Below are 25,676 nucleotides of genomic sequence, written 5' to 3'. Positions count from 1 at the left end.
CAGGGGATTTCGGCATGAAACTCAATCGACTCATCGCGCTCGTTGTCGTGTCGGCGTTTCTCCACAATGCCGTTGCCGCGCAGAAAATCGACCCTGCGCAGGAAACCTTCAAGCACACGGTCAAGAAAGGGGAAACGGTCAGCCTCGTCTGCATCGACTACTACGGCTACTGGGGCGCGGACCTCGCAAAGGCGGTCCTCAAGGACAACCCGTCGCTCAAGGACCTCAACGTCATCCATCCGGGCGACGCCCTCGTGCTTCACAATCCGGATTACAAAAGCGAAAAGCCCGCGGCGCCGGCAAGCCAGGTATTCGAGCGCAGGGTGCAGGCCATGCAGGGCGTGGTCACCTACGTGGAGGGCGACGCGGTGCTCATCGCAAAGGGCGGCAAGGCGCGCCAGAAACTCGTTCCCAACACGATCGTGTTTCCCGGCGACGTGGTGCAGACCCTGGCAACGGGCCGGGTGGAGATGATCATCAACAAGGAGACCGTGGTGAGGCTCAAGGAAAACACGCGCGCGAGCATCGACGCGTTCCGCGACACGGGGTCGACCGCGGGGGAAACGAAAATGGGGTTCAACCTCGGCTCGGTGTGGACCAAGATGAAGCAGTTCCGCGACAAGCTGAGCCGGTTCGAGCTCGAGCTCCCCACCGCCATCGCGGGCGTGCACGGCACGGTGTACGAGGCCACGGTGGACAAGGACAGCTCATCGGAAGTCAAGGTGTACAACGGCGAGGTCGCGGTGAAGAACAACCCCTCGATGAAAGCGGCGTCCGGCGGCGAGCCGGGCGAGGTGAGCGGCCCCAGCGAGGTGCCGGGCCCGTCCGAGGTGAGCCTGGAGCAGTGGGTGTCGATCGTGCGAGACATGCAGAAGATAAGAATTGACAAGAAGGGAAAGCCCAAGGCGGTCGAGCCGTTCAAGAAGGACGAGGCCGACTCGTGGGTGAAATGGAACATGGAGCGCGACAAGCGGGCCGCCGAGATGTTCGGGGAGAACGAGGAATGAACAAGGCAAAGGCCGCGGTGCTCGGCATCGGGACGCTGCTTCTCGCGGCGCTGATGTTTGTGCGGCCGCTGCGGCTGGTCGACAACGTGTTGTACGACATGAATTTCGCGCTGTCCAGGGGATCGGCCGCGTGCGACTCGGTCGTGATCGTGGGCGTCGACGCGCAGAGCATCAGCGCCATGGGCGCCTGGCCGTGGCCGCGCGCCGCCATCGCGCGGCTCGTTGATAAATTGCAATCCTGCTCGCCGCGCGTGGTCGCCCTCGACATCATTTTTCCGCCCAAACAGGAGGACCTTCAGGGAAACGACAGCCTCGCGAGGGCGTTCGCAAAAGTAAACAATCTGCTCCTGCCGTTCCGCGCGAGCTTCCAGCCGGGCGACACCGGCGCCGTTGTGCCGCCGGAGGTGTTCCGGCAGCGCTTTCTGATGGTGACAAGCAAGGAGAAACTCGGCGGCCTGCGTCTTTTTTCCGCAAACCGGATGGACGCATCCGACGGCGCGTTTGCCGCGTCGGCCGGCCGGAGCGGGGCCATCAACGTCACCACGAACAAGGTCGACCAGAAGCTGCGCGAGATCGTGCACGTGATAAAGGCCGGCGACGAGTATTATCCGTCGTTCGGCCTGTGCGCTGCCGCCGCGTACATGGGCGTCAAGCCTGACCGGTTCGTATTCGACGGAAAGCCGCAGGTCATTGTCGGCGACAGGCATGTTCCGCTGTCGGCCTATGCCGGCAGCGCGCTCCTGCATTTCCGCGGAAGGCCGGGCACTATAAAGACCATTTCCGCGGTGCAGGTGCTCAACGGCGCGGTTGATCCGGCGCTGCTGCGCGACAAGCTGGTGTTCGTCGGCATCACCGACGCGCTTGCCGGCGCAGACTTCTTCACCACGCCGGCCGGGCCGCAGTTCCCGGGCGTTGAACTATGGGCCACTTCGGCAATGGACGTTCTGCAGGGATCGTGGGTCCGTACCGCCGGCGCCGCTGGCGCGCTTGTCAATATCCTTCTCGCGCTGCTCATTTTTCCCGGGCTCGCGCTCGTGGTGCCGTCAAAGCGGAAGGCGCTGATGCTAGCCGCGGGGTTTGCCGTGGTCGCGCTGAGCGCGGGCGCCGGCGTTTTCGCATTTGGAAAGTTCCATTATTTCTGGAACCCGGCCTTTCAGGTGTACGCGTGGATGTTCTCCGTTTTGTACCTTGCCGCGGCAAAGGGCGTTCCCTCGATCGTGGAGACCGCGGCGCTTTCGTTTGACGTGCCGCCGGCAGCGGACAAAGACTCGCTTTCGCCGCCCCAGGCGCAGGATTTCATCCGCGAGCTTCCCCGGTCTGCAACGGCAAAGCATGTGAGCGAGCAGCTCACCGAGGCGCCTGCGCAGGCGCCGGACAAAATCGATGAGACCTTTACAGGCTCCACCGTTGCCGAGCGTCCTGCCGCAGCAAAAGGCGCCGCTGCGCCTTTTGCTGCGAAGTTCCAGGACTTGAGCGGCGGCAAGATCGTGAAGTTCCTCGGCAGCGGCGGCATGGCCGACGTGTATCTCGTATGGCAGCCGCGGCTCGAGGTTTTCCGCGCGGTGAAGGTGATCAAGCCGGGCCAGTCGGAAAACCTGCTCGCGCGCTTCGAGACCGAGATTCGCATTCTGTCAAAGCTCCAGCACCCGAACATCGTGCAGTTCTACAACGTGGGCGAGTGGTACGGCCTCCCGTTCATCGAGATGGAATACGTGCCGGGCGCGGCAATGGACGACGTGCAGAAAAAATGCCGGGTGCTTACCCCGCAGGAGACCGCGGCCGTCGGCGCGCTCGTGTGCCGCGCGCTCGAATACGCGCACAAAAAGACCGCCGTGATTTACGGCACGTCGTACAAGGGCGTGATCCACCGCGACCTGAAGCCGGCCAACATCATGCTCAGCAAGAGCGGCCGCGTCAAGCTCACCGATTTCGGCATCGCCCGCCCCCAGGACGTGAGCCTGCACACCATGGAAAGCGGCCTTGTGGTGGGAACGCTGCCGTACCTCGCGCCCGAGCAGATGACCGGCAAGGAAATGACCGGCCGCGTGGACATCTACGCGCTCGGCGCCACGCTCTACGAGTTCCTGGCGGGCCAGCGCGCGTTCCCGCAGCGCGAGCTGCCGGCCCTTCTTTCCGCAAAGTCAACCGGCCAATACAAGCTGCTGGCCGCCGACGCCGTTCCCAAGCCGCTCATCGCGGTGATCGCAAGGGCAATGGCGCAGAAGGCCGAAGACCGCTACGAATCGGCCGCGGCAATGGAGCAGGACCTGTGCAGGGCGCTGCGGGACATGGGAGCGGTGTCGGGGTACGGTATTCTGGAGGGATTGGTGAATAGATATTTTGGATAACCGTTTTATCATACAGGATCTATGAGCTACCATTATCTCGAAGTCATCCAGGGCATTGAAAAAGGCCGCCGCTACCTTCTTTCCGACGGCGCAATCAGCGTGGGCCGCAGCTCGCAGAACACGTTGCCGCTCCATTCGAGTGAAAAAAGCGTTTCCGGCCACCATGCCATCATTTACAAAAACGGCGATCGGATAACCCTGCAGGACCTCGAAAGCACCAATGGCACATACGTCAACGAGGAAAAGGTGGGGGAGCGCGAGCTCTCGCCCGGCGACATGCTCGGGTTCGGTAAAGCGGGCCCGCGGCTGAAACTCATAAGGTCCGAGACCGAGCCGGACCTCTCGGCGGGCGCAAGACCCGGCATGGTGTCGGCCGAATCGACGAGCGTACGCACCGTGGAAGACGAAATGCAGCAATACGCCAAAAAGCCGCCTTCCGAGACTACGGGCAAGGAAGACCAGGAGCTTATCACCAAGGTGAAGCTCAGGATGCCCAGGGAGGCGGGGTTTTCCGGCGGGTCGCAGACCATGGACATGGAAAAAAAAATCCTGGAGAAGAAACTCGGCGCGAGCGACATGCAGAAGCTCATGCGCGACGAGAAGCGCGTTGACAAGATCATCGAACGGGGCAAGATCAGCGACACGCAGGCGTCAATGCTGCGCACCGCGGCGGTCGCGCACCGGCGGTCGTCGAAACAATGGGTCGTCATCCTGTGCGCCGTGGTGGCCGTTTCAATAACGGCCATTTCTTTTTTCGCCATACGGGCATACCAGTACAAGTCGCTTCTGTCAAAGGGCCTTTCGCTGCGCGCCAAGCTCGACGCCTACGAGGCGCAGATCGAGGCCGCCAACAAGGACCCGGACGCCAACCGGCGCAAGCTCGATTCGCTCATCAACGAACTTGACAAGGCAAAGACGCAGCTTTCCGCGGTGAAGAAAGACGTGCACGAAAACGACTTCGGCAAGTTCTACTCCGACCCGCTCGAAAAGACCATCGACGAGGTGCTCATGCGGTTCGGCGAGACCGACTACCACATCCCCAAGGAAATGGTGGACCGCGTGCGGTACCATATCGGCGTTTACTCGGGCGACCTGCACGCCACCATCGCAAAGTACATCGGCCGCAAGGAAAAATATTTTTCCATGATCAGGCGCATTTTCCACGCCGCCAACCTGCCCGAAGACCTCGCCTACGTCTCCATGCTCGAGAGCGGTTTCAACCCGCGCGCCCTGTCGCACGCCGGCGCGCGCGGCATGTGGCAGTTCATGACCGAGACCGGCAGGCGCTACGGCCTGAAGATCGAAGGCGGCGTCGACGAGCGGTGCGAGCCGGAAAAGGCAACGCACGCCGCGGCGAAATATTTCAGGGAGCTCATCGCCATCTTCGGCGGCAAAAGCTCGGTGATGCTGGCCATGGCCGCCTACAACGCGGGCGAGGCCCGCGTGGTGGGCGCGCTGCGCAAGATCGACAATCCCATGCGCAACCGCGACTTCTGGTACATTTACAGAATGGGATACCTCGCCGAGGAGACCAACGAATACATCCCGCGCGTCATCGCGCTGCTCATCATCTCGGAACACCCGGACCAGTACGGGTTCACGGCAATCCCCGCGGCGCCGACGGAACAGGCGGATGCGGAGAATGATTTTATACCGCTGGATAATTTTAAGGATAAAGAATAAGAGCCGAAATTTCTGGTTCGGAGTCTGAAAAATTAATAATCGAGAATAAATTCAAGATATGGAAGGGCCTAGCCGGCCCTTAGACCCGCTAAGGAAAATGCGATTATATCGCCCTCCAACCTCCCCCGGGAGGTTTTCAACGGTTGCTCTATTGTGGGGGCGACTGGCTAATTAGACATGGAATAGCAGTTAGATCGGCGGTTGACAGCAAAGCTATTGTAAAACGTACAGAGTTGAAAGCCAATCAAGCATCAGACTTGTTAAACCCTGCAGTAGGCGACTTTGCACTTAGTTTCGAAGGATTCTGTCGATGCTTGGGGCTTGGGATTTGGGCAATACTAGAGGGCATTGGTATAAGTCTCTACAGGGATTTTTTTAAATTCATGAATGATTCGGGTTAAAGTATTTTTCGCCCTATCATGATCCATCCCGCCTCCTACACCTTTCTTTCCGAATCCGACTGGAACTCCCGCATCTCCGCCGCCGAATCTCTTGCATCTCCCTGCATGCTTTGTCCCCGCAAATGCAGCGTAGACCGGCGTGCGGGAAAGAAAGGAATCTGCGGCGCGGGTTCTGAACTTTTTATCTCAAGCATTTTCCCCCATCACGGCGAGGAGCCTCCCATTTCGGGAACGCGCGGCTCGGGCACGGTGTTTTTCTCCTTTTGCTCTTTGCGCTGCTGCTTCTGCCAGAATTATCAGATTTCGCAGGAGGGCGAGGGAGAACATTATTCTGAAGAGAAGCTTGCGGAGAAAATGTTCTGGCTTCAGGAGACGGGCGTACATGACATCAACTTCGTGACGCCCACGCATTATTTGCCGAACATTCTCCGGTCGCTTAAAATCGCGGCGTCAAAAGGTCTTTGGCTTCCCGTTGTCTGGAACTCAAGCGGCTATGAACTGGCCGAGACGCTTGTGCCGCTTCGGGGAGTGGTTGATATTTACCTTCCGGACATGAAATACGGGTCAAACGAATCCTCAATGCGCTATTGTAAAGCGCCCGATTACGTGGAAAACAACCAGGCAGCCATACGCGAGATGTTCCGCCAGGTGGGGCCGCTCAAAACGGATAAAGACGGCATCGCGTACAGGGGAATGTGCGTTAGGCATCTTGTGTTGCCCGAGGGAAGGGCGTTTTCCGAAAAAGTCTTGGAATTCCTCGCCGCCACATTCGATCCGGCCGATATTTTCATAAGCCTCATGGCGCAGTTCCGGCCCATGTTCAAGGCGGACAATTTTCCCGAACTGCGTCGCGGCATTTCACGGCGGGAATACGAAACGGTGCAGTATTACTGCGAGCGGCTCGGGTTCAACGGGTTTTTCCAGGAAATTCTGGCGCTTGACGAAAGCTTCTGCATCGATTTTAAGACAAGGAAGAGTGAACCGTTGACCGGGAAATAAAACGAAAACGCGGGAAAGCGTGCAAGCGAAAATTCGAGAAAGATGTTACAAATTAAAAAGAAGAGTATGATTTTATTCGCATTTACGCGTTCTCGCACACACGCATCAACGCATTAAACGAACAGCTCTTCCCACGGCGAGGATGTCGACTTTTTGACCTGCTTTCTGGGCTTTTCGCGCGTTTCTTTGTCAACGGCGTGCAGAAAGAAGCGGGCAATGCTGTAGAGGAACCCGGCAAACACCAGGGCCCACATGGTCAACCAGTACCAGGACGGCCTTTTTTTGAAGAGCATCGTTGTCGATCCGTAGCGTGGGGTGAAAAAAACTGTTTCCTGTACTAATAATATAATTATTGCTTTTATTCGTAAAGGGATATCGCATGGAATATGAAATCGGAAAGGCGGGCAGGGTCGTGGTGATGCGCCTGCGCGACGGTGATCCGATCTGCGCCTCAATCGAAAGCGCCGCGAAAAAAGAAAAAATCAACAGTGCCGCCGTGTGGCCGGCATCAAGAACGCCGGCGGAAATAACCGGCGTTTCATGCCGCCGCGTCGCCGAGGCGAAATGCGGGCTCGAGCTTCCGAGCATAACCGCCGGGGCAAAAAAATCCTGATGAATGCAAGGTAATGTTTGCAGTTCCCCAAATTTTTTGATATTTTAATGAATGAAAACCGGTTGTTAAAAACAGTGAGGAGGTTTATCATGGTACGTCGAACAGCAATGATTGCAGCGGCCGTTGCCGCCTGTCTGTTGATCGCAATGGGATGCGCGAAGAAAGTGACCAAGGTGCAGGAGCCCCTGCAGAAGCCCAAGGCCGAGACCGTCGCGCCCAAGCCCGCCGAAGAGCAGGCCGTGCAGCTCAGCGATTCGTTCAAGGTGGAGGACCTCGACAGCAAGATGAAAGAAGTGCTGGTCCCGGTCTATTTCGCATACGACAAGTATGACCTGCTTCCCGAGAGTGTGTCGAAGCTCGAGAAGATCGCGCCCTTTCTGCAAAGCAACACCGCCATCCGCGTGCTCATCGAGGGCAACGCCGACGAGCGCGGTTCCGCCGAATACAACGTGGGCCTCGGCGAAAGCCGCGCCCGCACCGTGAAGAACTACCTCACCACCTACGGCATCCCCGACAAACGCATGGAAATCACCTCCTACGGCAAGGAACGGCCCGCGTTCCCCAATTGCGGCGCCGACGAGTCGTGCCATGCGAAAAACAGACGTGTTGAGTGGAAGATACTCGCTAAATAATTTTAAAAAGATGGGCGTTCCCCCGCTTGCATAAATGCAAGCGGGGTCGGTTCTCCTTCCGGGCTCGGCTATTCGCCTCGTTGCCGGACCGCCCGATGCCGCTTCGCGGCGGGGTCGGCCGGCAATGCGCTCCAGCGCACCCTGCAGTCGCCCCTAACGCGTCGGCGAACAGTTTTTTCTTTACAAACAGCAGCGACTCCGGTCACCTGTTAATTTCGTTTCGAGCGAATTAAGATTAATTAATGTCCAAATAATTTCTTCATTAAAAAGAATTTCTACAATTACGCTTTCAAGGCGCCGCACCTTCGCAACGCAACCGCTGCGGAATATCCCCTCCGCCTTCGGCGGTTTCCCCCTTGATAAGGGGGAGTAAAACAAGGCCGGCAAGAATGTCTTAGCTCCAGCGTTAGGAAGGAGGGCCGACCCCGTCGCGTAGGGGGCGGTTCGCGAACCGCCCCTATGCGACGGGGAAACGCCCAAATTCTTATACTATTATAAAACACAGAATAATTGAAAACACTCTCGAAACCATATATTTTTGATACTCTTTTTCGCCAACATTTTTTACCATTACCCATATCAAATCAGCAGGAGGCCTTATGGCTAAGTATGTGTACTTCTTCGGCGGCGGCAAAGCCGACGGCAACGAGTCGATGAAAAACCTTCTGGGCGGCAAAGGCGCGAACCTTGCCGAAATGGCCGGACATCCGGCGCTCAAACTTCCCGTGCCCCCCGGATTCACGATCACCACCGAAGTGTGCACCTACTATTATGACAACAAGAAAACCTTTCCCAAGGAACTCAAGGACCAGGTGAACAAGGCCATGGCCCAAGTCGAGAAGATCATGGGCAAAAAGTTCGGCGATCCTTCCGACCCTCTGCTCATGTCGGTTCGTTCGGGAGCGCGCCGCTCCATGCCCGGTATGATGGACACGGTGCTCAACATCGGGCTTAACGACACCACCATCCAGGGGATCATCGCCAAAACCAACAATCCGCGCTTTGCCTACGACGCATACCGCAGGCTCGTGATGATGTACGCCGACGTGGTCATGGAAAAAGCCGCCGGCATCGAACTTCCGGGCGGAAAAGGAATCCGCAAGCTGATGGACGAGAGGCTCGGGGAAGTGAAAAAGCAGAAGGGCTACAAGAGCGACACCGACCTCACGGCCGATGACCTCAAGGCGCTCGTTGCCGAGTTCAAGCAAATGGTGAAGACTCAGCTCGGCCAGTCGTTCCCGGAAACACCGCAGGAACAATTGTGGGGCGGCATCGGCGCGGTGTTCATGAGCTGGAACGGCAAGCGCGCGGTCGACTACCGCCGCATCGAAAAAATTCCGGACGACTGGGGCACTGCGGTCAACGTGCAGAGCATGGTGTTCGGCAACATGGGCGAGGATTCGGCAACGGGCGTGGCGTTCACGCGCAACCCGGGCAACGGCGACAACCACTTCTACGGCGAATACCTCATCAACGCGCAGGGCGAAGACGTGGTGGCGGGCATCCGCACCCCGGCGCCCATCAACGCGAACTCGGCCAACGACCAGAGCCGCCACCTGGCCACGCTCGAAAAGGCGTTTCCGGAATGCTACCAGCAGCTGTTCGGCTTTCAGAAGGCGCTCGAGCAGCATTACAAGGACATGCAGGACATCGAGTTTACAATCGAGAAGGGCAAGCTGTACATGCTGCAGTGCCGTGTGGGCAAGCGTAACGGCGTATCCGCGGTGAAAATGGCCGTTGACATGTACAAAGAAAAGCTCATCGACGCCAACACCGCGATCATGCGCGTGGGGCCCAACCAGCTGGTCGAGCTCCTGCTGCCCATGATCGACCCCAAGGCCGAGGCCGTGGTCTCGCCCATCGCAAAGGGCCTTCCGGCGGGCCCGGGCGGCGCAAAGGGACGCGCCGTGTTCACCTCCAAGGACGCGGTTGCGTGGGCCGAGAAGGGCGAAAAGGTGATCCTCGTGCGCGAGGAGACGTCGCCCGAAGACGTTGACGGAATGCACAAGGCCCAGGCCATCCTCACGGCCAAAGGCGGCATGACCTCGCACGCGGCGCTCGTGGCGCGCGGCTGGGGCAAGTGCTGCATCGTGGGCTGCGCCGACATCGAGATCGGCGGCGACAACAAGCACTTCACAACCAAGAAAGGCCATACCGTGCGCGAGGGCGAGTGGATCACGCTCAACGGCACCAAGGGCCTCGTGTACGAAGGCGGCCTCGCGCTTATCGACGTGGACCTTGCCGCCAACGCCACCTACAAAGACTTCATGGCGCTCGTTGACAAGGCGCGCGTGCTCAACGTGCACACCAACGCCGACACGCCCAAGGACGCGAAGAAGGCGGTGGAGTTCGGCGCCGAGGGCATCGGGCTGTTCCGCACCGAGCACATGTTCTACGGCGAGGGCTCCGACAAGCCGCTGTTCCTGCTGCGCAAGATGATCATGAGCAAGACGCTCGACGAGCGCAAGGCCGCCCTGGCCGAGCTGTTCCCGTATGTCAAAAACGACATCAAGGCCACCATGGAGGCCATGGGCGGCAGGCCGGTCACCATCCGGCTGCTCGACCCGCCGCTGCACGAGTTCGTGCCGCACGCGGCCGATAAGCTCGCCGCGCTCGGCAGGGAACTCCACGTTGACGAAACGGAACTGCACAAGCGCGCCGAGGGCCTGCGCGAGAACAACCCCATGCTCGGCCACCGCGGCGTGCGCCTGGGCATCACCTATCCCGAGATCACCGAGATGCAGGTGCGCGCGATCCTCGAAGCGGCCGGCGAGCTCATCAAGGAGGGCAAGAAGGCCTATCCGGAGATCATGATCCCGGTGACGTGCACAGTCGCGGAGATCAACGACCAGAAGGTGATCGTTGACAGGGTATACCCGGAAGCGTGCGTCAAGGTGGGGCTCAAGGATATCCCGTTCATGTACGGGACCATGATCGAGATCCCGCGCGCCGCGCTCACCGCGAACAAAATGGCTTCCACCGCCGAGTTCTTCTCGTTCGGCACCAACGACCTCACGCAGATGGGCTTCGGCTTTTCGCGCGACGACATCGGCAGCTTCCTGCCCGACTATCTCAACAAGAAGACCCTGCTTGCCGACCCGTTCCAGACCATCGACCAGGAGGGCATCGGCGAACTCATCAAGATCGGCATCGAGCGCGGACGCTCGGTGCGGCCCAAGCTCAAGGTGGGCATCTGCGGCGAGCACGGCGGCGACGCGGATTCGGTGAAGTTTTGCCACCGCGTGGGCATGAATTATGTTTCCTGTTCGCCGTTCCGCGTTCCCATTGCGCGGCTCGCCGCCGCGCAGGCGGCCGTCGAAGACGCGCAGAAGTTGAAAAAGCCTGCCGCGAAAAAGGCGGCAAAGGCGAAAAAGCCGGTTGCGAAACGGAAAAAGTAAGCGCGGCCGGAAATCGTGTCGGCAACTATGAAAAAAGCAAGATCAACCGGTCTTGCTTTTTTCTTCACCTCAATCAATAGAAACGGGGCCGCGTTCATGAAAAAATCACTTATAATCCTGGCTTGCGCAGGGCTCGCATGCCTGGCGCTTTTCTCCTGCTCGTCAAAGCAGCGGATGACCGAGCTGTCGTCGAAGCAGCAGAAGGTGAGCTATACGATAGGCCAGGACATGGGCGCCTATCTCAAGCAGATGGGCCTCACCATCGACCGCGCCGCGCTGTTCCAGGGCATCGAAGACACCTTGACGGGAAAGAAATCCCTGCTCACGCCGGAGGAGGCATTCCGGGTGAAGCAGGAGTTCTCAAAAACCGTGCAGGAGGAACAGACCGCCAAGGCAAAGGCGCTCGGCGAAAAGAACTCCAAGGAGGGCGAGGCATTTCTGGCAAAGAACAAGACCGAAAAAGGCGTGATCACCACCGCCTCGGGCCTCCAATATATGATCGAGAAGCAGGGCGCCGGGCCCAAGCCCAAGGCGAGCGACCTGGTGACCGTGAATTACCGCGGCACGCTTGTTGACGGAAAGGAATTCGACAACTCCTACAAGCGCGGGCAGCCCTCCACCTTCGCGGTGGGCAGGGTGATCCCGGGATGGACCGAGGGCCTGCAGCTTCTGCCCGTGGGCACCAAGGCCAAGCTGTTTGTGCCCGCGAACCTCGCCTACGGGGAGCGCGGCGCGGCCCCGGACATCGGTCCGGACGCGACGCTCATTTTCGAGGTGGAGGTGCTGTCGGTGCAACCGAACAAAGATTATTCGCCGGCGGTGGTGCAGCATATAAAGTAAGAAATTGTCTTTTGGATATAAATCTGACAAAAAAATAATCTGGCGGTGGAAGTTTCCCCCTCGCTTCGGCCCGGTCGCGCTATAATATTTTCTCCGGATTCGTGCCTGAAAAACTGCGCGACCGGTCCTCCGCTACCCCCTCCTGGGTGCGGCCGGGTACCTGCAGTTGCAAGCTTCACACATCTGCCGGGCGCACCCGCGTGCGGCAGTTGTTCAGAAAAATAGTTGGTAGTTTTGTGTGAGCCCTGTAAGCGCGAAATATTTATAGCCCGGGCAGCGCCCCGGGTAAACAAAAACAAACAAAAGCATTTCCCCTCTTCTTGCGGGAGAGGGGTGGCCTGTAGGCCGGGGTGAGGTTATCGTGGCGAAGCCGCGGAACGCCCAGTCTTATTTTTGAAAGTAAAATTGACAAACAACCATTATGCTTTCCGTTGACTTCCATTCCCACACACACTTCTCCAAATGCGGCCTGCATTCAATTGTCGAAATGCTGGCCACGGCAAAGGCGCGCGGACTTGTCGCGCTTGCCATCACCGACCACGGCCCGAAGCTCGAGGGCGGGCCGCCCACCACGTTCTGGGACAGGTTGAAAGAACCAGTCGAGGGCATCCGGCTGCTCAAGGGACTCGAATCCAACATTGTCTCCGACGAAGGTGACATTGACTTTCCGCAAAAGATGCTCAAATACGCCGACATCGTCCTGCTCGGCCTGCATCCCCCTCTTCCAACAGGAAAACCGCCGGGGCACAACACCGCGCTTCTGCTGCGCGCCCTCGAAAAGAACCCGTTCGTCGACATCGTGACGCATCCCGAGGACGTGCACTATCCGCTGGAATTCGACAGGCTCGCCGCATTCGCAAAGGAGCGCGGGATCGCCCTGGAATGCAATAACTCCAAAGTGCTGAATGGCCGCGTCATGCCCGAGCGCATGATCGAATTGCTTGACTCATGCAAACGCGCCGGTTGCAGGGTCGCCGTGAACTCCGACGCGCACGCGCTCGGCGAGGTCGGCCGCGACGATTCGGTGCGGCCGTTGCTGAAGGCGGCGGGGTTTCCCGAGAAGCTCGTCGTCAATTCCACGGCCGAATCGGCGTTTGCATTTGTGGAGGAGAGAAGAAAGGTGAAGCGGTTGTGGATTCAAAAAAGAGACAAAGATGCAAAGTAACAAAGTGACAGAGCGGAAGAAAACAGCGGTCAGTGGTCAGCAGTCATCGGTCAGAAAACAGCGGTCACTTGTCAGATTTCAGCGGTCAGCGAAAACAGAATAAAATTTACTTGACAAATAATCAATCATGTTCCATTTTTCAACCTTCAACTTTCCGCTTTTTCCGTCGACTGCCAACTACAACAATTGATACGATTCCTCGATCGTATGCACCGCCCCGGCCGGCATGAGCACGCTCGAATACAAATGAAATTCCGTGATAGGCACGTCCTCCGCCTTAAAAAGATTGTTCGCGGATAAGAATCCGGTGATTTTCGAGAGCGGCGCCTCCGGGCGCAGCCGCGCAACAGTCAGGTGCGGGCTGAATTTCCTGGCCTCGGGCTCGAGCCCGAGCTCTTCCAACAGGCCTTCTACCTCGTCGCGCAGCAGCATGAGCCCCTCGCTTTGCTCGATGCCCACCCAGAGCACGTTCGGTTTTTTATGCGGCGGAAAATATCCCACGCCCTTGAGCGTGAGATTGAAGCGGGAAGCATTCACGTCGTGCATGGTCTGGGCGATTTCCGAAAACAGGCCGTCGTCGGCGTCGCCGATAAAACGGATGGTGAGATGCAACTGGTCTTTGGAAACCCATTTTGCGCCGGGCACGCCAAAGCAGATGTTGGCGATGGCATCCCTCGTCTCGTCGGGAAAGTCTATTGCGATGAACAGGCGGTGCATCAATTATAAAATAGTTGTTCCCGGATGTCGCCTATTTGACTTTAGGCGGCTCTCTACTATATTATTCATGACACCGGCCGAAAAGACTCTTGAAAAGGATCAACCATGATTCCTGTCCTTACCGTTGCGCAGATGCGCAAGATTGACGAAAAGATAATCGGCGGCAAGACGTCCGTGGGGTTTTCGTACATGAAGGAGGCCGCGGCCGGGCTGTTCGACGCGGCCCGCCGCCTGGTGCCCACGCCGCGGAGCGGCGACATCGTGATCGTGTGCGGCAAGGGCAACAACGGCGGCGACGGGTTTGCCGCTGCAAAGCTCCTGCTCGACGCGGGATACAAGGTCATGTGCTACGTGCTGTGCCAGCCCGACGAGCTGCAGGGCGAGGCAAAGCTCGCCTTCGAGGCATACGACGCCGGCGAGGGAAATTTTCTCGTGCTCGACGACGTGGCGGACCTGGGCAACCTTTCCCAATGCAGTCTCATCATCGACGCCTTGCTCGGCACCGGCCTCAAAGGCGAGCCGCATGAGTTCCACGCAGAGGTTATTGAGGCAATCAACGGCGCGAACGTGCCGGTGCTCTCGGTTGACACGCCGTCGGGCCTGGACAACGACAGGGGAGTGCCGGCCAAGGCCTGCATCAGGGCCGGCGCAACGGTCACCATGGGGTTTCCCAAAATAGGCGCATACTTTTATCCCGGCCGCGCCAACGTGGGCGCTCTTTACATAAAAGACTTGGGATATCCGCAGCCTGTTGTTGAAAAATACTGGTCCAACATTTTTCTTCCCGAATACGCCGATTTAAAAAAAATGCTGCCCTTGCGAAAGCCGGCAGGCTCCAAATTCGACCACGGCGTGGCGTTCATACTGGCGGGATCGCAGGGCATGACCGGCTCCGCCACGCTCGCGTCCATGTCGGCCCTGCGCACCGGCTGCGGCATGGTGCATCTGGCGTCGCCGAAGAGCGCAATACCCGTGCTTGCGGCCAAACTCACCGAAGTCGTGCTCCATTCCATGGAAGAAACACCGGGCGGCGCTGCCGCGTTTTCCGCATCGGACCAGGTACTGGAACTCATGAAAAAGGCGAGTGCCGTCTGTATCGGCCCCGGCCTTTCGCACAGCGAGGAAACCGGCAAGCTGGTGCGGCTTCTTGTCGGCAAATGTCCGGCACCCGTGGTGCTTGACGCGGACGGCATCAACGCGTTCAAGGGAAAAACCGAATTGCTCGGCGGCCGCAAGGCGCCGCTCGTGATCACCCCGCATGCGGGCGAATGGGAGCGGCTGTTCGGCGCCATGCCCCCGGAACCCGCGGGCATCATAGAACAGCTGCGAAAGAAGGCCGAGGAATTCTCAATGACCATCCTTTACAAAGGGAACCCGACCATCATTGCCGAGGCGTCGGGAAAGGCGTACTTGTCGCCTTACGGCAATTCAGGAATGGCGACCGCCGGCTGCGGCGACGTGCTGAGCGGCATCATCACGTCGCTTGCGGCCCAGGGCTGCTCCGTCACCGACGCGGCGGTCCTCGGCGCGTACCTCCATGCAAAGGCGGGGGACGAGGCGGCAAAGGAGCTGGGGGAATATTCGATGGTGGCGGGTGATGTTGAGGGGAATATTTACAAGGCGATGAAGGCAGTTGCAAAGTGAGGGGAAAATGGAAAATGAAACAACCATTACCTACATAGGATTCTGGCGGCGGGTAGTTGCAATGATTGTTGATGGTGTGGTTCTTTTACCGGTCATCCTTTTTAATTTCCCACTTATTAAGTTCAATTTTAATCACAAAACCGTTGTCCCGGCAATCATTACTGCTGCACTCATTTACTTTTTTTACATTTTCTTTTTGACGAAATTTGGCGGAACGCCGGGGAAGCTTTTTCTGGGGTACCGCATCGTCTATAAAAATGGCGGATATCTTTCCGTTCAATCGGCTCTGATACGTTATTTGCCTTATTTTCTTTCATCAGTTGCGACCGTCTTGAAGCAAATGTACGCTTTTCATCATATTCCGGATGGTATAGTATATACCGGCATCAATGAATCGTCAAAAATGATTACTACTTATGCCGGGCCGATGAATTTTATTGACTCGTTTTCTTCCTTTTTAATATTTGTTGATTGCCTTGTTATCGCATGTAACAAAAAGAAGAGAGCCGTCCATGATTTTCTGGCGGACAGTTATGTTGTTGACAAAATGTCAGTTCCTATTATGAAGGATTTTCATATTGCTCCATAGTCATTTTGCGTGCTGTAACACAGCCCACATAAAGAAAGAAAAATTTATGAATCGCTCTGCACTATTTATCATCATCCTGATACTCAGTATTGTACTCATTTCTGCCGGCTGCGCCCACCAGCCCTTCCCTCTCGGCCACGGCCTTCCCGGTTTCTGGAAAGGCCTATTGCACGGCTTCATCGCGCCCATAACATTCATTGTAAGCCTGTTCACTGACATCAGGATCTACGCCTTTCCCAATGCCGGCCGCTGGTACGATTTCGGGTTCATGCTGGGAATCGGCGGTTTCGGCGGCGGGATTTTCGGCGCGTTCCGGCGCAAAAAAAGATAAAACATTACCGGCTGTCAATTAAAAAAACCGTCCCGTTTCTTCCCGGAACGGCTTTTTGATTGGTCCCGTTACCTTAGAACCGCAGACCGACAAGCAGCCCGAAATACGGCAGTTTTATATGGTAGTGATGTTCTGCGTAATACGCGTCCGCCGTTTCCTTTGATTCAAGCCCCAGCGCCTCCTGATAGGAACGCCGGGAATCCGTGGCCAGCCCCGGCGGCACCACCATGATGTCAAAGTCGAACCGGTTGTTGGCGATCAGGCCCGTTTTGACCGCAAGCCCGCCGTGGCCGCCCACGAACACATCATAAAACCCGTTGCACCCGATCTTGATCTGAAAGGTACGGTCCTCGCCGAAGACGTAAAAGTTCGTGCCGACTTCGGGTATGGGCAGGATCCCGTAAAAGCCGAACACGCCGATTTCAAGCCCTCCGCGGAGCAGGTTGGTGGGTTTGGCGAACTGCCGCTCGTACGCGAAATAGGAGAGCGGAATGGTGAGGGTCGCCATGGACACCGGGATCTGGTCAACGCACAGCCCGACGCCGTACATGGTATGGTTCTCGGACGGCGTGAGCTTGACGTTTGCGCTGGCCGTTGCCGCGATTCCCAGCAGCGCGATGATGCCTGCGAAACGGACGAAAGTCGTTTTCATGATGTCCTCCTTTTAAAAAGTGATGGTGAGTGAAAGTCCGGGATTATTGCAAGGGTTCGCCATTGAAACCTGCGACAGTTTGTCGAGGCCGCTGTTGAATGCCGCGGCCGACGTCGCCGAGGTGATGACGTCAGCAACCGTGGCAGCGCCGCACGCCACGGCGTACCCGATGGCCCACTGCTGCCGTTCGTCATTTTTACCCGCGGTCTGGCTGATGGCGACCAGGGAAAGTGATTTGACAATGGAGAAAAATACCGCCAGACCGTAATTGCGGGTCAGGTAATGCCCGCTTGCCACCGGCAGCATGCCAAGGCAGCCCGCCAGCAAGGGGGAGGTGCGCGATTTTCTAGCCCATGCGTCAAGGGACAGGCCCGATTTCAGGAAGCGGTCGCAGTCGTCCGAGGAAAGGCCGGCGCCGCGGAAATGCGCCAGTTCCCTGGGTTCCTTGACTTCTCCGGCGGTGCCCGGCTGTTCCTCGGGCGAAAGCGGGGCGGCGTTTTGTATTGTTTCCCCGCTGATTTTTTCAACGATTCTTTTTGCGGCGACGGCGAAGCTGTCGTTGGTCTCGCATGTTTCGGTGCAGCTTTTTTCGATGGAAGACGTTTCGACGTTGATCATGCGAACTTCGCAGAGATAGCGCCCCTCGAAAACCATCAGCGTGCCGGTGATGACGTCCTGCACTTTGAGGAGCTTGCCGAACCGAGCGGCATCGGTGTCGGTCGCCACTTCAAAGCCGGCGGCCTGTTCGCTGAGCACCTGGTTGATTTCCCGGCGTTCGAGCACCGTGTAACGGTCGGTATTGACAAAGTAGTTTTCGAGCAAGTGCGTCATGACCGTGGCTTCCAGGGCCCCGGCGTTTTCATTTTTCAACTGCAGAACGGCGATGCGCGGCTTTTCCTGCGCCGGGCACAATATCGGCAGCAGTTCCAGCACAATGACCGGAAGCATTATTTTCATTGCGTTCATTTCCGCTCCTTTGTTTATTGAAAAATTTTTTCGAACCACACTGACGGGGGACGGCAAAGCTGATGCCAATGAGAGGCGGATAAGTTCTAAAACATTGTAATTATGTCAATTAAATTAAAAAATCAGGCTGGAATGAGAATCGGAGAGAGACGCGTTTTTGCGTCTGTTGAATTAATGCACCGGCAAAATGCGATTGAATGTTTTTTATAATGTATAAGGAAAAAAGGATGCCAGCTCAAAGTTTACAAAGAGGATAGAAAGGCAGCCACAGGCAAGGCGGATCATAAATAAGCACCGGAAAGAAAAAGATGCAGGAGCGTGCCGAGCAGTATTGTCACGCTTGGGAATGGTGTGTCCAGAATAATCCGGTTCCGACCAGCGTCATCTCCTTCACATACCTGAAATCAAACGTCACCAGCTTCTCCACCAGGTTCCATGATCCGCCGGTCGCAAGCACCTTCGCGCCGCTCCCGAACTGCTGCCTGTACCGTTCAACGAGAAACGACAGAGCGCCCGCGGTGCCGTAGGTGACGCCGGTAACCATCGAAGCCCGCGTCGACGTTCCGGGAAATTCCGTCGCGCCCTCGTCAAGCTCGATGAGCGGCAGGCCGCCCGTGTGATCGTGCAGGCTTTTAAGCTGGGTGAAAATGCCGGGAAGAATCGTCCCTCCGCAGAATTCCTTTCCGTTCTTCAGAAAATCCACGGTTATCGCCGTGCCCGCGCTTATGATGATGCTGCTTTGTCCCGAGCGCGCTTCATGTGCGTAAAGGCAATTGGCGAGCCGGTCGGCACCGAGCGAGGAAATGTTTTGATAGACGATTGAAAAGGGAAATCCCGCGCCTGGTTCAAGCCACAAAGTTGACGGGAAGCCGGCGCTATGAAGATCACGGGAAATATCTTCCCTGTTTATTTTCGCCACAGAGGAAATGACCAGGGGAGGGACCTGTGATAACGATGACGAATCCATCAGCTTTCTAAGAGAGACGACAAGCGAGTTTTCGATATCCGCGGTGGGGAACTGCGAGAAGCCTTTGCAGGAAAGGACGCTCGTGTCAACAAGCCCGAAATGGGTGTTGGTGTTTCCGATGTCAAGGGCAAGGACAAGATTCTGTTTCATGACATTAAAATATATGGATGCCAAGTCAAGAATTAAACCTCACCGGTCCTGACGAAAGAGATATCTCCTTATCTTCAATTTTCAGCCTCATCCTTCCATCCTCCAGCACTCCCTCAAAAACCCCCTTCTGTCCGTTCACTTCGCACCTCTCTCCCACTTTGTAAAGCCGGTGCATGTAAAGCATATGCGCCGCTGCGGAATCAAGGCCAAGGTATCTCCAGAACCATTCAAGGATGTTTCGTAAAAGCGCGTATTCGTTGTGTTTCTTTCCGGTTTCGATCAACAATGACGTCGCGATGCCGCGGATGTCTTCGGGAAATGTTTTCATTTCGATGTTGACGTTGATCCCGAAACCCACCACGATATGCCCGTTGCTCTGCGGAATATTTTCCAGAAGGATGCCGCACACTTTTTTATCACCCCAGTAAATATCGTTCGGCCATTTGATGGAGAGCCGCGCTGCAGGACAAACGCTTTTGATCGCGTCGTAGATGGCGAGGCTTACGGCGCGGTTATGGTTAAAATGCTTTTCTATGCCGGCAATGGGACACACCAGGCTCGCGAAAACGCCGCCCTTTGCGCCGGAGAAAAAGGTGTTCTGGCGCTGGCCGCGGCCCGCGGTCTGACGGTCCGCGCAGACGACCACAATGCCTTTTGCGGGAAGTTCTTTGAGGCCTTTCGCATAGGTGTTGGTGGAGGGAATGCTGTTGAAATGATAAAGCCGTTCGACAACGGGAAGGGAACGAATCTTTTTAATAGAGGAATCCATCATCAGAGAATCATCATTCAATTACCAAATGTATATCCAGCGCCGGCGCGCTGTGGGTTATCGAGCCGGCCGAAATAAAGTCGACGCCCGTCTCCGCGATTTTCACAATGGTGTCGGCGGAAACGTTGCCGCTCGCCTCGAGTTCCACGACCTGGGCGCTTGAGTCCCTGAGGATTGCGCACGTGGCCATGTCGGCGACGCTCATATTGTCGAGCATGATCCGCTGCGGCCGGAGTGAGAGCGCCTCCATGAATTCGGCCACCGACTGGGTCTCGACCTCGATCGCCAATGCGCGTTTGCGCTTTTTAACGAAGGCCTGGGCTTCGCGCACCGCGGGGCCCACGCCGCCCGCGGCCTTCACGTGCGTGTCCTTGACAAGCACCATGTCGAAGAGGCCGAAGCGGTGGTTGAATCCGCCGCCGTGGACCACCGCCTGCTTTTCAAGCGCGCGCAGGAGCGGCAGGGTTTTTCTTGTGTCAAGGAGGCGTGCCTTGGTATGGGATATCAGGCGCGCCAGGGTGCTTGCCGCCGTGGCCACGCCGCTCAGGTGCTGGAGAAAGTTAAGCGCCACGCGCTCGCCCGCGAGGATGGCCCGCACCGGGCCGGCAAGTTCGCAGATGCGGCCTCCGGGTGAAAGCGTCGCGCCGTTTTTGAGAAGGACGTTGACAGAAAGCGAACGGCTGAGCCTGCCGAACAGCGGTTTTAAAATCTGGACGCCGGACAGCACGCCCGCGCTCTTGGAAATGATCGCGGCCCTACCGGTTTTCTTCGCGTCAAACAGCGCGGCGGAGGTGATGTCGCCGGCCCGGCCGAGATCTTCCGCAAGGGCTCCCCTGATGAGCGCGGCGAGCTGGTGCCTGCTTTGCGGATTCATCAGAAGCCGTACCTGACGGCGAGATAGCATTCCATGACGTCATCGGAGGGATCAACGGCGTTGTTGAAATTCAGGTCAAGATAATACAGCGAGGCACCCGCTGCAAAACCAACGCCGAACAGGATGGGGTTGGTGACCACGTCAAATCCCGCACGCGTGCCCCACGACGGAAACAGGCCCCGGGGCGGGTACAGCCCGCCGTGCGTCTGCCTAAAGTAAACCGAGCCGTATTTAATGGGGCTCCACAGGCCGTCATTGACCGAAAGGGAGATCCCGGCGTCCAAATCCGCCGACGTATAATTGGTGTCCGCGGCAAGAAGGTATTTGCCGTACACGTTCTGCTTGTACCATGCGTCAAGTGAGATGCCCTTGTGCGGGCTCAGGCCGAAGAAAAACTCGATTTTTCCCGACCGCCTGCGGGGGGAAAGCAGAGTGTTCTGGGTGATGAGGGTGTCATGGCCTCCCGCGGTGTCGACGCGCGCCCGGTTCGACATGTAGACGTCGTTATACTGACCCGCAACCAGGCGGCCGGCCTCGGCGATGAAATCGGCTTTTACAAGGATGTTCTTCCAGGTGAGGGAGGCGATCGGTCCCTTGAAAATATATCCGTCGTTATGGACCTGGACCACCTTCTGGGCGAATTCGGCGGCAAGGTTGAGCCGAAAATCATATTCGGTGACAAGGTCTATGCCGTAATCGAGCTGGTACACGCGGGCGTAGTTCACCGCGTCAAGCAGCACGGTCGCCGAGTCCGATTTGGGAAGCGTGACAAACCGGTATCCGATCGAGTCGGCGCCGCCCTGGTAGTATTGGTTTGCGTCGACAAAGAAACCGGCGCCGAAATGATAGATGTTCGGATCGTACGAAAGGTATATGCCGTCCATGGTGAACGAGGACACGTCGGCGCTGAACCCCTGCAGGCACCAGTCGCCGAGCCTGGCCTGCAGAAAAAGTCCCAGCGGATGGAAAAGCGAATACGGGTTGCCGTTGCTAAAATGGTCCACCACGGTCCCGTTGCCGACGGTATAATCATGGATGGGCCCGAGGGAAAGATACGTGGAATCGCCGACCGGCCCCAGGGTGACATGATCGATCAGATCAAGCACGCCGCTTGCGGACGAAAAATTATACATGCCGATTTTACCGGTATGGTTCGCGGCAACAGGCACCCGCAGGCCGGCGCCGAAATACTGGCTCGAAAACGACGGCGTGAGCATGAACCGCGGGAACGTATGGCCGGCCGCAAACGCCGCCTCGTTCGATTCCTCCACGGTAAACCACCGCTCGTCGTAAACGTCTGGTTTGGCAAACGAGGAATAGTGAATGCCGTTCTTTTCCTGGTCGTCAAGGATGGCGCCCCAGATTTTGTTTTCGCTGAACTGTGGTTTGTATCTCGTCTGATCAGTCGGCGCCTGCTGCGGTCCCATGCCCGGCGAAACTACCGAGGGCCCGGGAGCCTGCTCCGCGCCCGGCCTCACCCCTGCGGCGCTGAGCCCGGAGTCGATGGGACTTTCGCCGAAAAGGCGCTTGAGCGCCGAAACGTGGCCCGCGGTTATCTGCTGGGGCTGCGTCGGCTCCTTTCCGGAGGAAATCGCGGTGGTCTGCCCGGGCAAAAGCGCTATGCTTTTTTCCTGGGAAATTGCCCTGGTTTTGGCCGAGCCGTCAAGGGCCTCAAACGAGGTCTCGCCGGTTTTTAGATCCAGCGTTGCGGAAAGCGAGCCGCTGTCTGTCTCACCGATCGCATTTGACGTGAATATACTGACATGGCATTTGGAGACTGCCTTTATAAAACAGCCTCCGCTGAAAAGCGTCAGGCTGATGTTGAGTACTGTTTCGCCGTTTTGCTGCAGCGGCATGCGGACGCCGACCAGCGCCTTGGTGTTCGGGCCCAGAATCGCGGAATTCCCCTTGCCCAGCTGCATCACGAGCCGGGTCTGGAAATAGGTCTCGATCATGTCGTTGTCGAGCACCGGCGCGCCCGCCGAAAGATTGTCCCAGTCTTTTTTTCCGGCATGCTGCACCTTTGCACTGCCGTCCAGCGAGGAAACTTTGATACTATTCTGGGCGAATGCATTCGTGGCAAGACCAAAGAGCGAGAAGGTGAGAATGGTGATCATGGATTTTTTCATGAAAGCCGGCGCTCTGAAAATAGACAGTTAAGTTTCCTTAAAAGGTAAAATAATATTCTCAAATGGTTAAGTGGCGGGATTAGAATATATGAAAGGCATGAAAATATCAAAAATATTTGGAGGGAGAGGTCTCTCTCCCCCTGGCCCCCGGCTTCCGGCGCATCCCGAATACCTTGGAATTCTACAATCAGGGATGCGCCGGTGATCCGGGGGCACACCCCCTCTTTGGCGCCGGAGTCTCGTTGTCTGCGGAGACCTGGGTGGCTGGCGATCCGTAAGTGACAGCACATGCTTTACACGGTGGAAGCAGGGAAAAAATTGATTGCTTGAAGGTGATCGCCATGTTCGATCGGCGCCCGGACAGGTTGGTGATTAAATAGAACTTCGCCGCCGCGCCAGGCCGGACTGTAGGGTGCGCTGGAGCGCATTGCCGGCCGACCCCGCCGCAAAGCGGCATCGGGCGGTCCGGCAACGAGGCCTAAGCCGAGCCCGGAGGGAAGGGCCGGTGCCGGAGGCAAACGCCCAATTTAATTTTTATTTATAGCGTAGAATCTTGCGATCACGCAACTTCATTACCCTTCTTAATCAGCCACAGCGCGCCCACCTTCTCGTGGAATTTGTCAATCGGCAGCTTCGTCTTGAGCACGCAGTTGAAGAAATTATACTTCCTGAGATCAAAATCAATGATGGAATTTTTAAGGCTCGAATAAAGCTCCGTGCCGGGCATGGGCGTGAGCACGGTGTAACCCGCGTATGTCACGCGCTGGGCGTCGGCGAACACGGCGAGGGCATCGAAGTCCTGCTCGTCGTAATCGGGCGGGACCACGTAATTGCCGCGCACCTGCACGCCGTTGTCGTGAAACACCGAAACCGCCTTGCGGATGAGCGAAGGGTCGAAATGCTTGTTATACGCGTCAAGCTCGCTTTTGCGGAACGATTCGAACCCGCAGATCGCCACCTTGAGGCCCGCCTTTGCCATGCGCTCCACGAGCTTCGGGTTGTTCGCCGCGGTGTCGGCGCGGATGTCCATCACGAATTCCTTGTCGAGCCGCTCCTCGGCGATGCGGAAGAACAAGCGGTGCGTGTACGCCTCGTCGATGACCGAATTCGCGTCTGCAAAGCGCACGATGCCGTAATCCTCAAGCGAGCGCAGCTCGGCGATGATGCTCTCGGTGTCGCGCAGGAAATACCTGCCCTTCCACTGCGGCCATATGGAGCAGAACGAGCATTTGAACGGGCATCCGTAGGAAGTGTTGATGTAGGTGATGTTTTTTTCGCTGTGCGGCATCCGGTAGGCAGGGAGCCATTGTTTTATATATGACCTGTCTGGAAGAATAGGATCATCTACAACGGCATTAATTTTTCCCGGCGGGCATTGTGACTGTTGAAACCCTGCAGGCGTGTTAACATATGTCCCGCCGATAGAAAGATATTCTCGTTTTCCCGCCCGCTCACTCACAATCTCCCGGAACGTCTGGCCCGCCTGGCCCGAGCAAACAATGTCCACGAGAGTACCTGCAAAGTCCTGCGGGCACAGCGAGGCGTGAAGTCCGCCCGCGACCGTGAGCACGCCGGGGTCCCATTGTTTCACGCTTTCCAGTATTCTCATGCTGTCCGGGAATTCGGACGCGATGCAGGTGATGCCGATGATTTCCGGTTTGGTTTTTTCGCAGTACTGCCGGACAAGCGCTTCCAATGCCGGCGCATGCGGATTGCTGTCGTATTCGGCCTTCGTGTCGAGAACGGTGACATTGTGTTCCTTCACCGCCGCCGCAACGGTCAAAAGTCCGAGCGGCGGGCCGATGAGCTTCTTGTGGATGAAACGCTTCGCGGCCTCGGGCGCATGCGCCAGAATCGCATTTTCTGGAGACCGTGGAGGGTTGATCAGAAGTATGTTCATACGCCGCCGAAAAGATAGATGATGGCGGACATTTGACCTTCGACCGGATTGAGAAGCTTTGCGACTGGATGAATTTTTTCCATCCGAGCGCGTGTTTTTCCCGCAATCGATAACCGGCATTTTCGCGGATTTTTATGGTAGAGAAATTCGCAATCGGTAAAGTCGTACGCACGGCCGATTGCCTTCAGCAGCGCCTCTTTCACGCAGAACGCCGCGCACAGGCCGAACGCCGGATTATGCATCATCCGGCAATGGGATCGCTCTCTTTCGGTGAATACGAACGGCAGGAATTCTGTTTTATCATTGCGCCATTTTCCAAAGCGTGCAACGCGCTCCGAATCAATGCCGCAGGAGAGCAGCGGAAGGCGGGAATCAAACGTCCACGTTAACGATGTTGTCACCGTGTCTCACAATTTTCAGCGTGAGTTCCACCACCTGGCCGATGGTGTTGGCCGGTTTTTTCATGAGGTGCTTGCCGAGCACCTTGAGCTCTATCTTGAGGCCGTACCTCTTGCGGACGATCTCGAGCAGCGACAGCAGCATGAGGGAGTCTCCCTCGAGCTCCTCGATGATGTTGGTGCTGTCGGAAAGCTTCGACGGGTCAATATCGCATTCTTCGGCGAAGAAATCGTACACCAGCCGCCGGATTTCTTCATCATTTGTTTTGTCCAACGCTGCCATTGAGGGCTTCTCCCGGTACCGATATCACAACTATTATACGCTATAGTGGTTTAAGGTTCAATAAAATACTTCGTTTCCCGGACCGGCGCGTAGGCTCAAATTAAATGTAACCGAATACCTATCGGATACATACTGTTTTTAATTCGTAGGCTCATAATTAAGGTAACCCAAGCAGAAAGGGGTTATCTCCTATGGGCCACAAAGAAAAACATGCTTATCGA

General features: G+C 57.0%; 23 protein-coding genes. 12 read left to right on the top strand and 11 right to left on the bottom strand.

The window, feature by feature from the left end:
• The first annotated feature begins 14 nt into the window (after nucleotides 1–14).
• From VLX68_04020 to VLX68_04005, 4 genes are all read left to right on the top strand, one after another.
• Nucleotides 15–1,007: a FecR domain-containing protein gene (locus tag VLX68_04020; GenBank protein HUI91396.1), complete on the top strand. Its 993-nt coding sequence runs from the start codon at nucleotides 15–17 to the stop codon at nucleotides 1,005–1,007.
• Nucleotides 1,004–3,355 (top strand): serine/threonine-protein kinase, encoded by a 2,352-nt coding sequence (locus VLX68_04015; GenBank protein ID HUI91395.1) that lies wholly within the window; start codon nucleotides 1,004–1,006, stop codon nucleotides 3,353–3,355. Before VLX68_04020 ends, VLX68_04015 begins: the two co-directional genes overlap by 4 nt.
• A 21-nt stretch (nucleotides 3,356–3,376) precedes the next feature.
• Nucleotides 3,377–5,038 carry a transglycosylase SLT domain-containing protein gene (locus tag VLX68_04010; protein HUI91394.1) on the top strand — a complete coding sequence of 554 codons (1,662 nt, stop codon included), beginning with the start codon at nucleotides 3,377–3,379 and terminating at the stop codon, nucleotides 5,036–5,038.
• A gap of 419 nt (nucleotides 5,039–5,457) precedes the next feature.
• Nucleotides 5,458–6,438, top strand: coding sequence for a radical SAM protein (locus tag VLX68_04005; protein ID HUI91393.1), 981 nt, complete (start codon nucleotides 5,458–5,460; stop codon nucleotides 6,436–6,438).
• Between the two features lie 113 nt (nucleotides 6,439–6,551).
• On the opposite strand, the gene VLX68_04000 is transcribed toward VLX68_04005, so the two are convergent.
• Nucleotides 6,552–6,731, bottom strand: coding sequence for a hypothetical protein (locus VLX68_04000; protein ID HUI91392.1), 180 nt, complete (start codon nucleotides 6,729–6,731; stop codon nucleotides 6,552–6,554).
• A gap of 86 nt (nucleotides 6,732–6,817) precedes the next feature.
• Here VLX68_04000 and VLX68_03995 point away from each other — a divergent pair, with 86 nt between their 5' ends.
• From VLX68_03995 to VLX68_03975, 5 genes are all read left to right on the top strand, one after another.
• Nucleotides 6,818–7,051, top strand: coding sequence for a hypothetical protein (locus VLX68_03995; GenBank protein HUI91391.1), 234 nt, complete (start codon nucleotides 6,818–6,820; stop codon nucleotides 7,049–7,051).
• An 89-nt stretch (nucleotides 7,052–7,140) separates the two neighbouring features.
• Nucleotides 7,141–7,683 carry an OmpA family protein gene (locus VLX68_03990; protein HUI91390.1) on the top strand — a complete coding sequence of 181 codons (543 nt, stop codon included), beginning with the start codon at nucleotides 7,141–7,143 and terminating at the stop codon, nucleotides 7,681–7,683.
• A 599-nt stretch (nucleotides 7,684–8,282) separates the two neighbouring features.
• Nucleotides 8,283–11,081: a pyruvate, phosphate dikinase gene (gene ppdK / locus VLX68_03985; GenBank protein ID HUI91389.1), complete on the top strand. Its 2,799-nt coding sequence runs from the start codon at nucleotides 8,283–8,285 to the stop codon at nucleotides 11,079–11,081.
• 96 nt (nucleotides 11,082–11,177) lie between these two features.
• Nucleotides 11,178–11,921 (top strand): FKBP-type peptidyl-prolyl cis-trans isomerase, encoded by a 744-nt coding sequence (locus tag VLX68_03980; GenBank protein HUI91388.1) that lies wholly within the window; start codon nucleotides 11,178–11,180, stop codon nucleotides 11,919–11,921.
• A gap of 421 nt (nucleotides 11,922–12,342) precedes the next feature.
• On the top strand, nucleotides 12,343–13,086 hold the full coding sequence (locus VLX68_03975) for a PHP domain-containing protein (GenBank protein ID HUI91387.1): 744 nt from the start codon (nucleotides 12,343–12,345) through the stop codon (nucleotides 13,084–13,086).
• 177 nt (nucleotides 13,087–13,263) lie between these two features.
• Here the strand turns inward: VLX68_03975 and thpR are convergent, their stop codons facing one another.
• The gene (gene thpR, locus VLX68_03970; GenBank protein ID HUI91386.1) at nucleotides 13,264–13,803 is read right to left on the bottom strand and encodes an RNA 2',3'-cyclic phosphodiesterase; all 540 of its coding nucleotides are present in this window, start codon (nucleotides 13,801–13,803) and stop codon (nucleotides 13,264–13,266) included.
• 105 nt (nucleotides 13,804–13,908) lie between these two features.
• Here thpR and VLX68_03965 point away from each other — a divergent pair, with 105 nt between their 5' ends.
• Genes VLX68_03965 through VLX68_03955 form a run of 3 tightly spaced genes read left to right on the top strand, consistent with a single transcriptional unit; the run spans nucleotide 13,909 to nucleotide 16,367 of the window.
• Nucleotides 13,909–15,447: an NAD(P)H-hydrate dehydratase gene (locus VLX68_03965; protein HUI91385.1), complete on the top strand. Its 1,539-nt coding sequence runs from the start codon at nucleotides 13,909–13,911 to the stop codon at nucleotides 15,445–15,447.
• Nucleotides 15,448–15,454: 7 nt separating this feature from the next.
• Nucleotides 15,455–16,036 (top strand): RDD family protein, encoded by a 582-nt coding sequence (locus tag VLX68_03960; GenBank protein ID HUI91384.1) that lies wholly within the window; start codon nucleotides 15,455–15,457, stop codon nucleotides 16,034–16,036.
• A 46-nt stretch (nucleotides 16,037–16,082) separates the two neighbouring features.
• Entirely contained in the window at nucleotides 16,083–16,367 is a 285-nt protein-coding gene (locus tag VLX68_03955; protein ID HUI91383.1) for a hypothetical protein, read from the top strand.
• 73 nt (nucleotides 16,368–16,440) lie between these two features.
• Here the strand turns inward: VLX68_03955 and VLX68_03950 are convergent, their stop codons facing one another.
• The 9 genes from VLX68_03950 to VLX68_03910 all read right to left on the bottom strand — a co-directional run bounded on the left by VLX68_03950 (nucleotide 16,441) and on the right by VLX68_03910 (nucleotide 25,455).
• Complete coding sequence (locus VLX68_03950; protein ID HUI91382.1) at nucleotides 16,441–17,019, bottom strand: hypothetical protein; 579 nt, start codon at nucleotides 17,017–17,019, stop codon at nucleotides 16,441–16,443.
• Between the two features lie 12 nt (nucleotides 17,020–17,031).
• Nucleotides 17,032–17,985, bottom strand: a complete 954-nt coding sequence (locus tag VLX68_03945) for a CsgG/HfaB family protein (GenBank protein ID HUI91381.1) — start codon at nucleotides 17,983–17,985, stop codon at nucleotides 17,032–17,034.
• Between the two features lie 334 nt (nucleotides 17,986–18,319).
• Nucleotides 18,320–19,102 (bottom strand): type III pantothenate kinase, encoded by a 783-nt coding sequence (locus tag VLX68_03940; GenBank protein ID HUI91380.1) that lies wholly within the window; start codon nucleotides 19,100–19,102, stop codon nucleotides 18,320–18,322.
• A gap of 25 nt (nucleotides 19,103–19,127) precedes the next feature.
• Complete coding sequence (locus VLX68_03935) at nucleotides 19,128–19,874, bottom strand: biotin--[acetyl-CoA-carboxylase] ligase (protein HUI91379.1); 747 nt, start codon at nucleotides 19,872–19,874, stop codon at nucleotides 19,128–19,130.
• A gap of 10 nt (nucleotides 19,875–19,884) precedes the next feature.
• Nucleotides 19,885–20,745 (bottom strand): carboxylating nicotinate-nucleotide diphosphorylase, encoded by an 861-nt coding sequence (gene nadC, locus VLX68_03930; protein HUI91378.1) that lies wholly within the window; start codon nucleotides 20,743–20,745, stop codon nucleotides 19,885–19,887.
• On the bottom strand, nucleotides 20,745–22,874 hold the full coding sequence (locus VLX68_03925; GenBank protein ID HUI91377.1) for a hypothetical protein: 2,130 nt from the start codon (nucleotides 22,872–22,874) through the stop codon (nucleotides 20,745–20,747). The genes nadC and VLX68_03925 overlap by 1 nt, the downstream gene beginning before the upstream one ends.
• A 559-nt stretch (nucleotides 22,875–23,433) precedes the next feature.
• Complete coding sequence (locus VLX68_03920) at nucleotides 23,434–24,774, bottom strand: radical SAM protein (protein HUI91376.1); 1,341 nt, start codon at nucleotides 24,772–24,774, stop codon at nucleotides 23,434–23,436.
• Nucleotides 24,771–25,175 (bottom strand): 4'-phosphopantetheinyl transferase superfamily protein, encoded by a 405-nt coding sequence (locus VLX68_03915; protein ID HUI91375.1) that lies wholly within the window; start codon nucleotides 25,173–25,175, stop codon nucleotides 24,771–24,773. Before VLX68_03915 ends, VLX68_03920 begins: the two co-directional genes overlap by 4 nt.
• On the bottom strand, nucleotides 25,147–25,455 hold the full coding sequence (locus tag VLX68_03910) for an acyl carrier protein (GenBank protein HUI91374.1): 309 nt from the start codon (nucleotides 25,453–25,455) through the stop codon (nucleotides 25,147–25,149). Before VLX68_03910 ends, VLX68_03915 begins: the two co-directional genes overlap by 29 nt.
• Nucleotides 25,456–25,676 lie beyond the last annotated feature (221 nt).

This window comes from Chitinivibrionales bacterium (assembly GCA_035516255.1).
In the GTDB taxonomy this organism is placed as follows: Bacteria; Fibrobacterota; Chitinivibrionia; order Chitinivibrionales; family FEN-1185; genus FEN-1185.
This window is presented reverse-complemented; position numbering and strand designations above follow the sequence as displayed.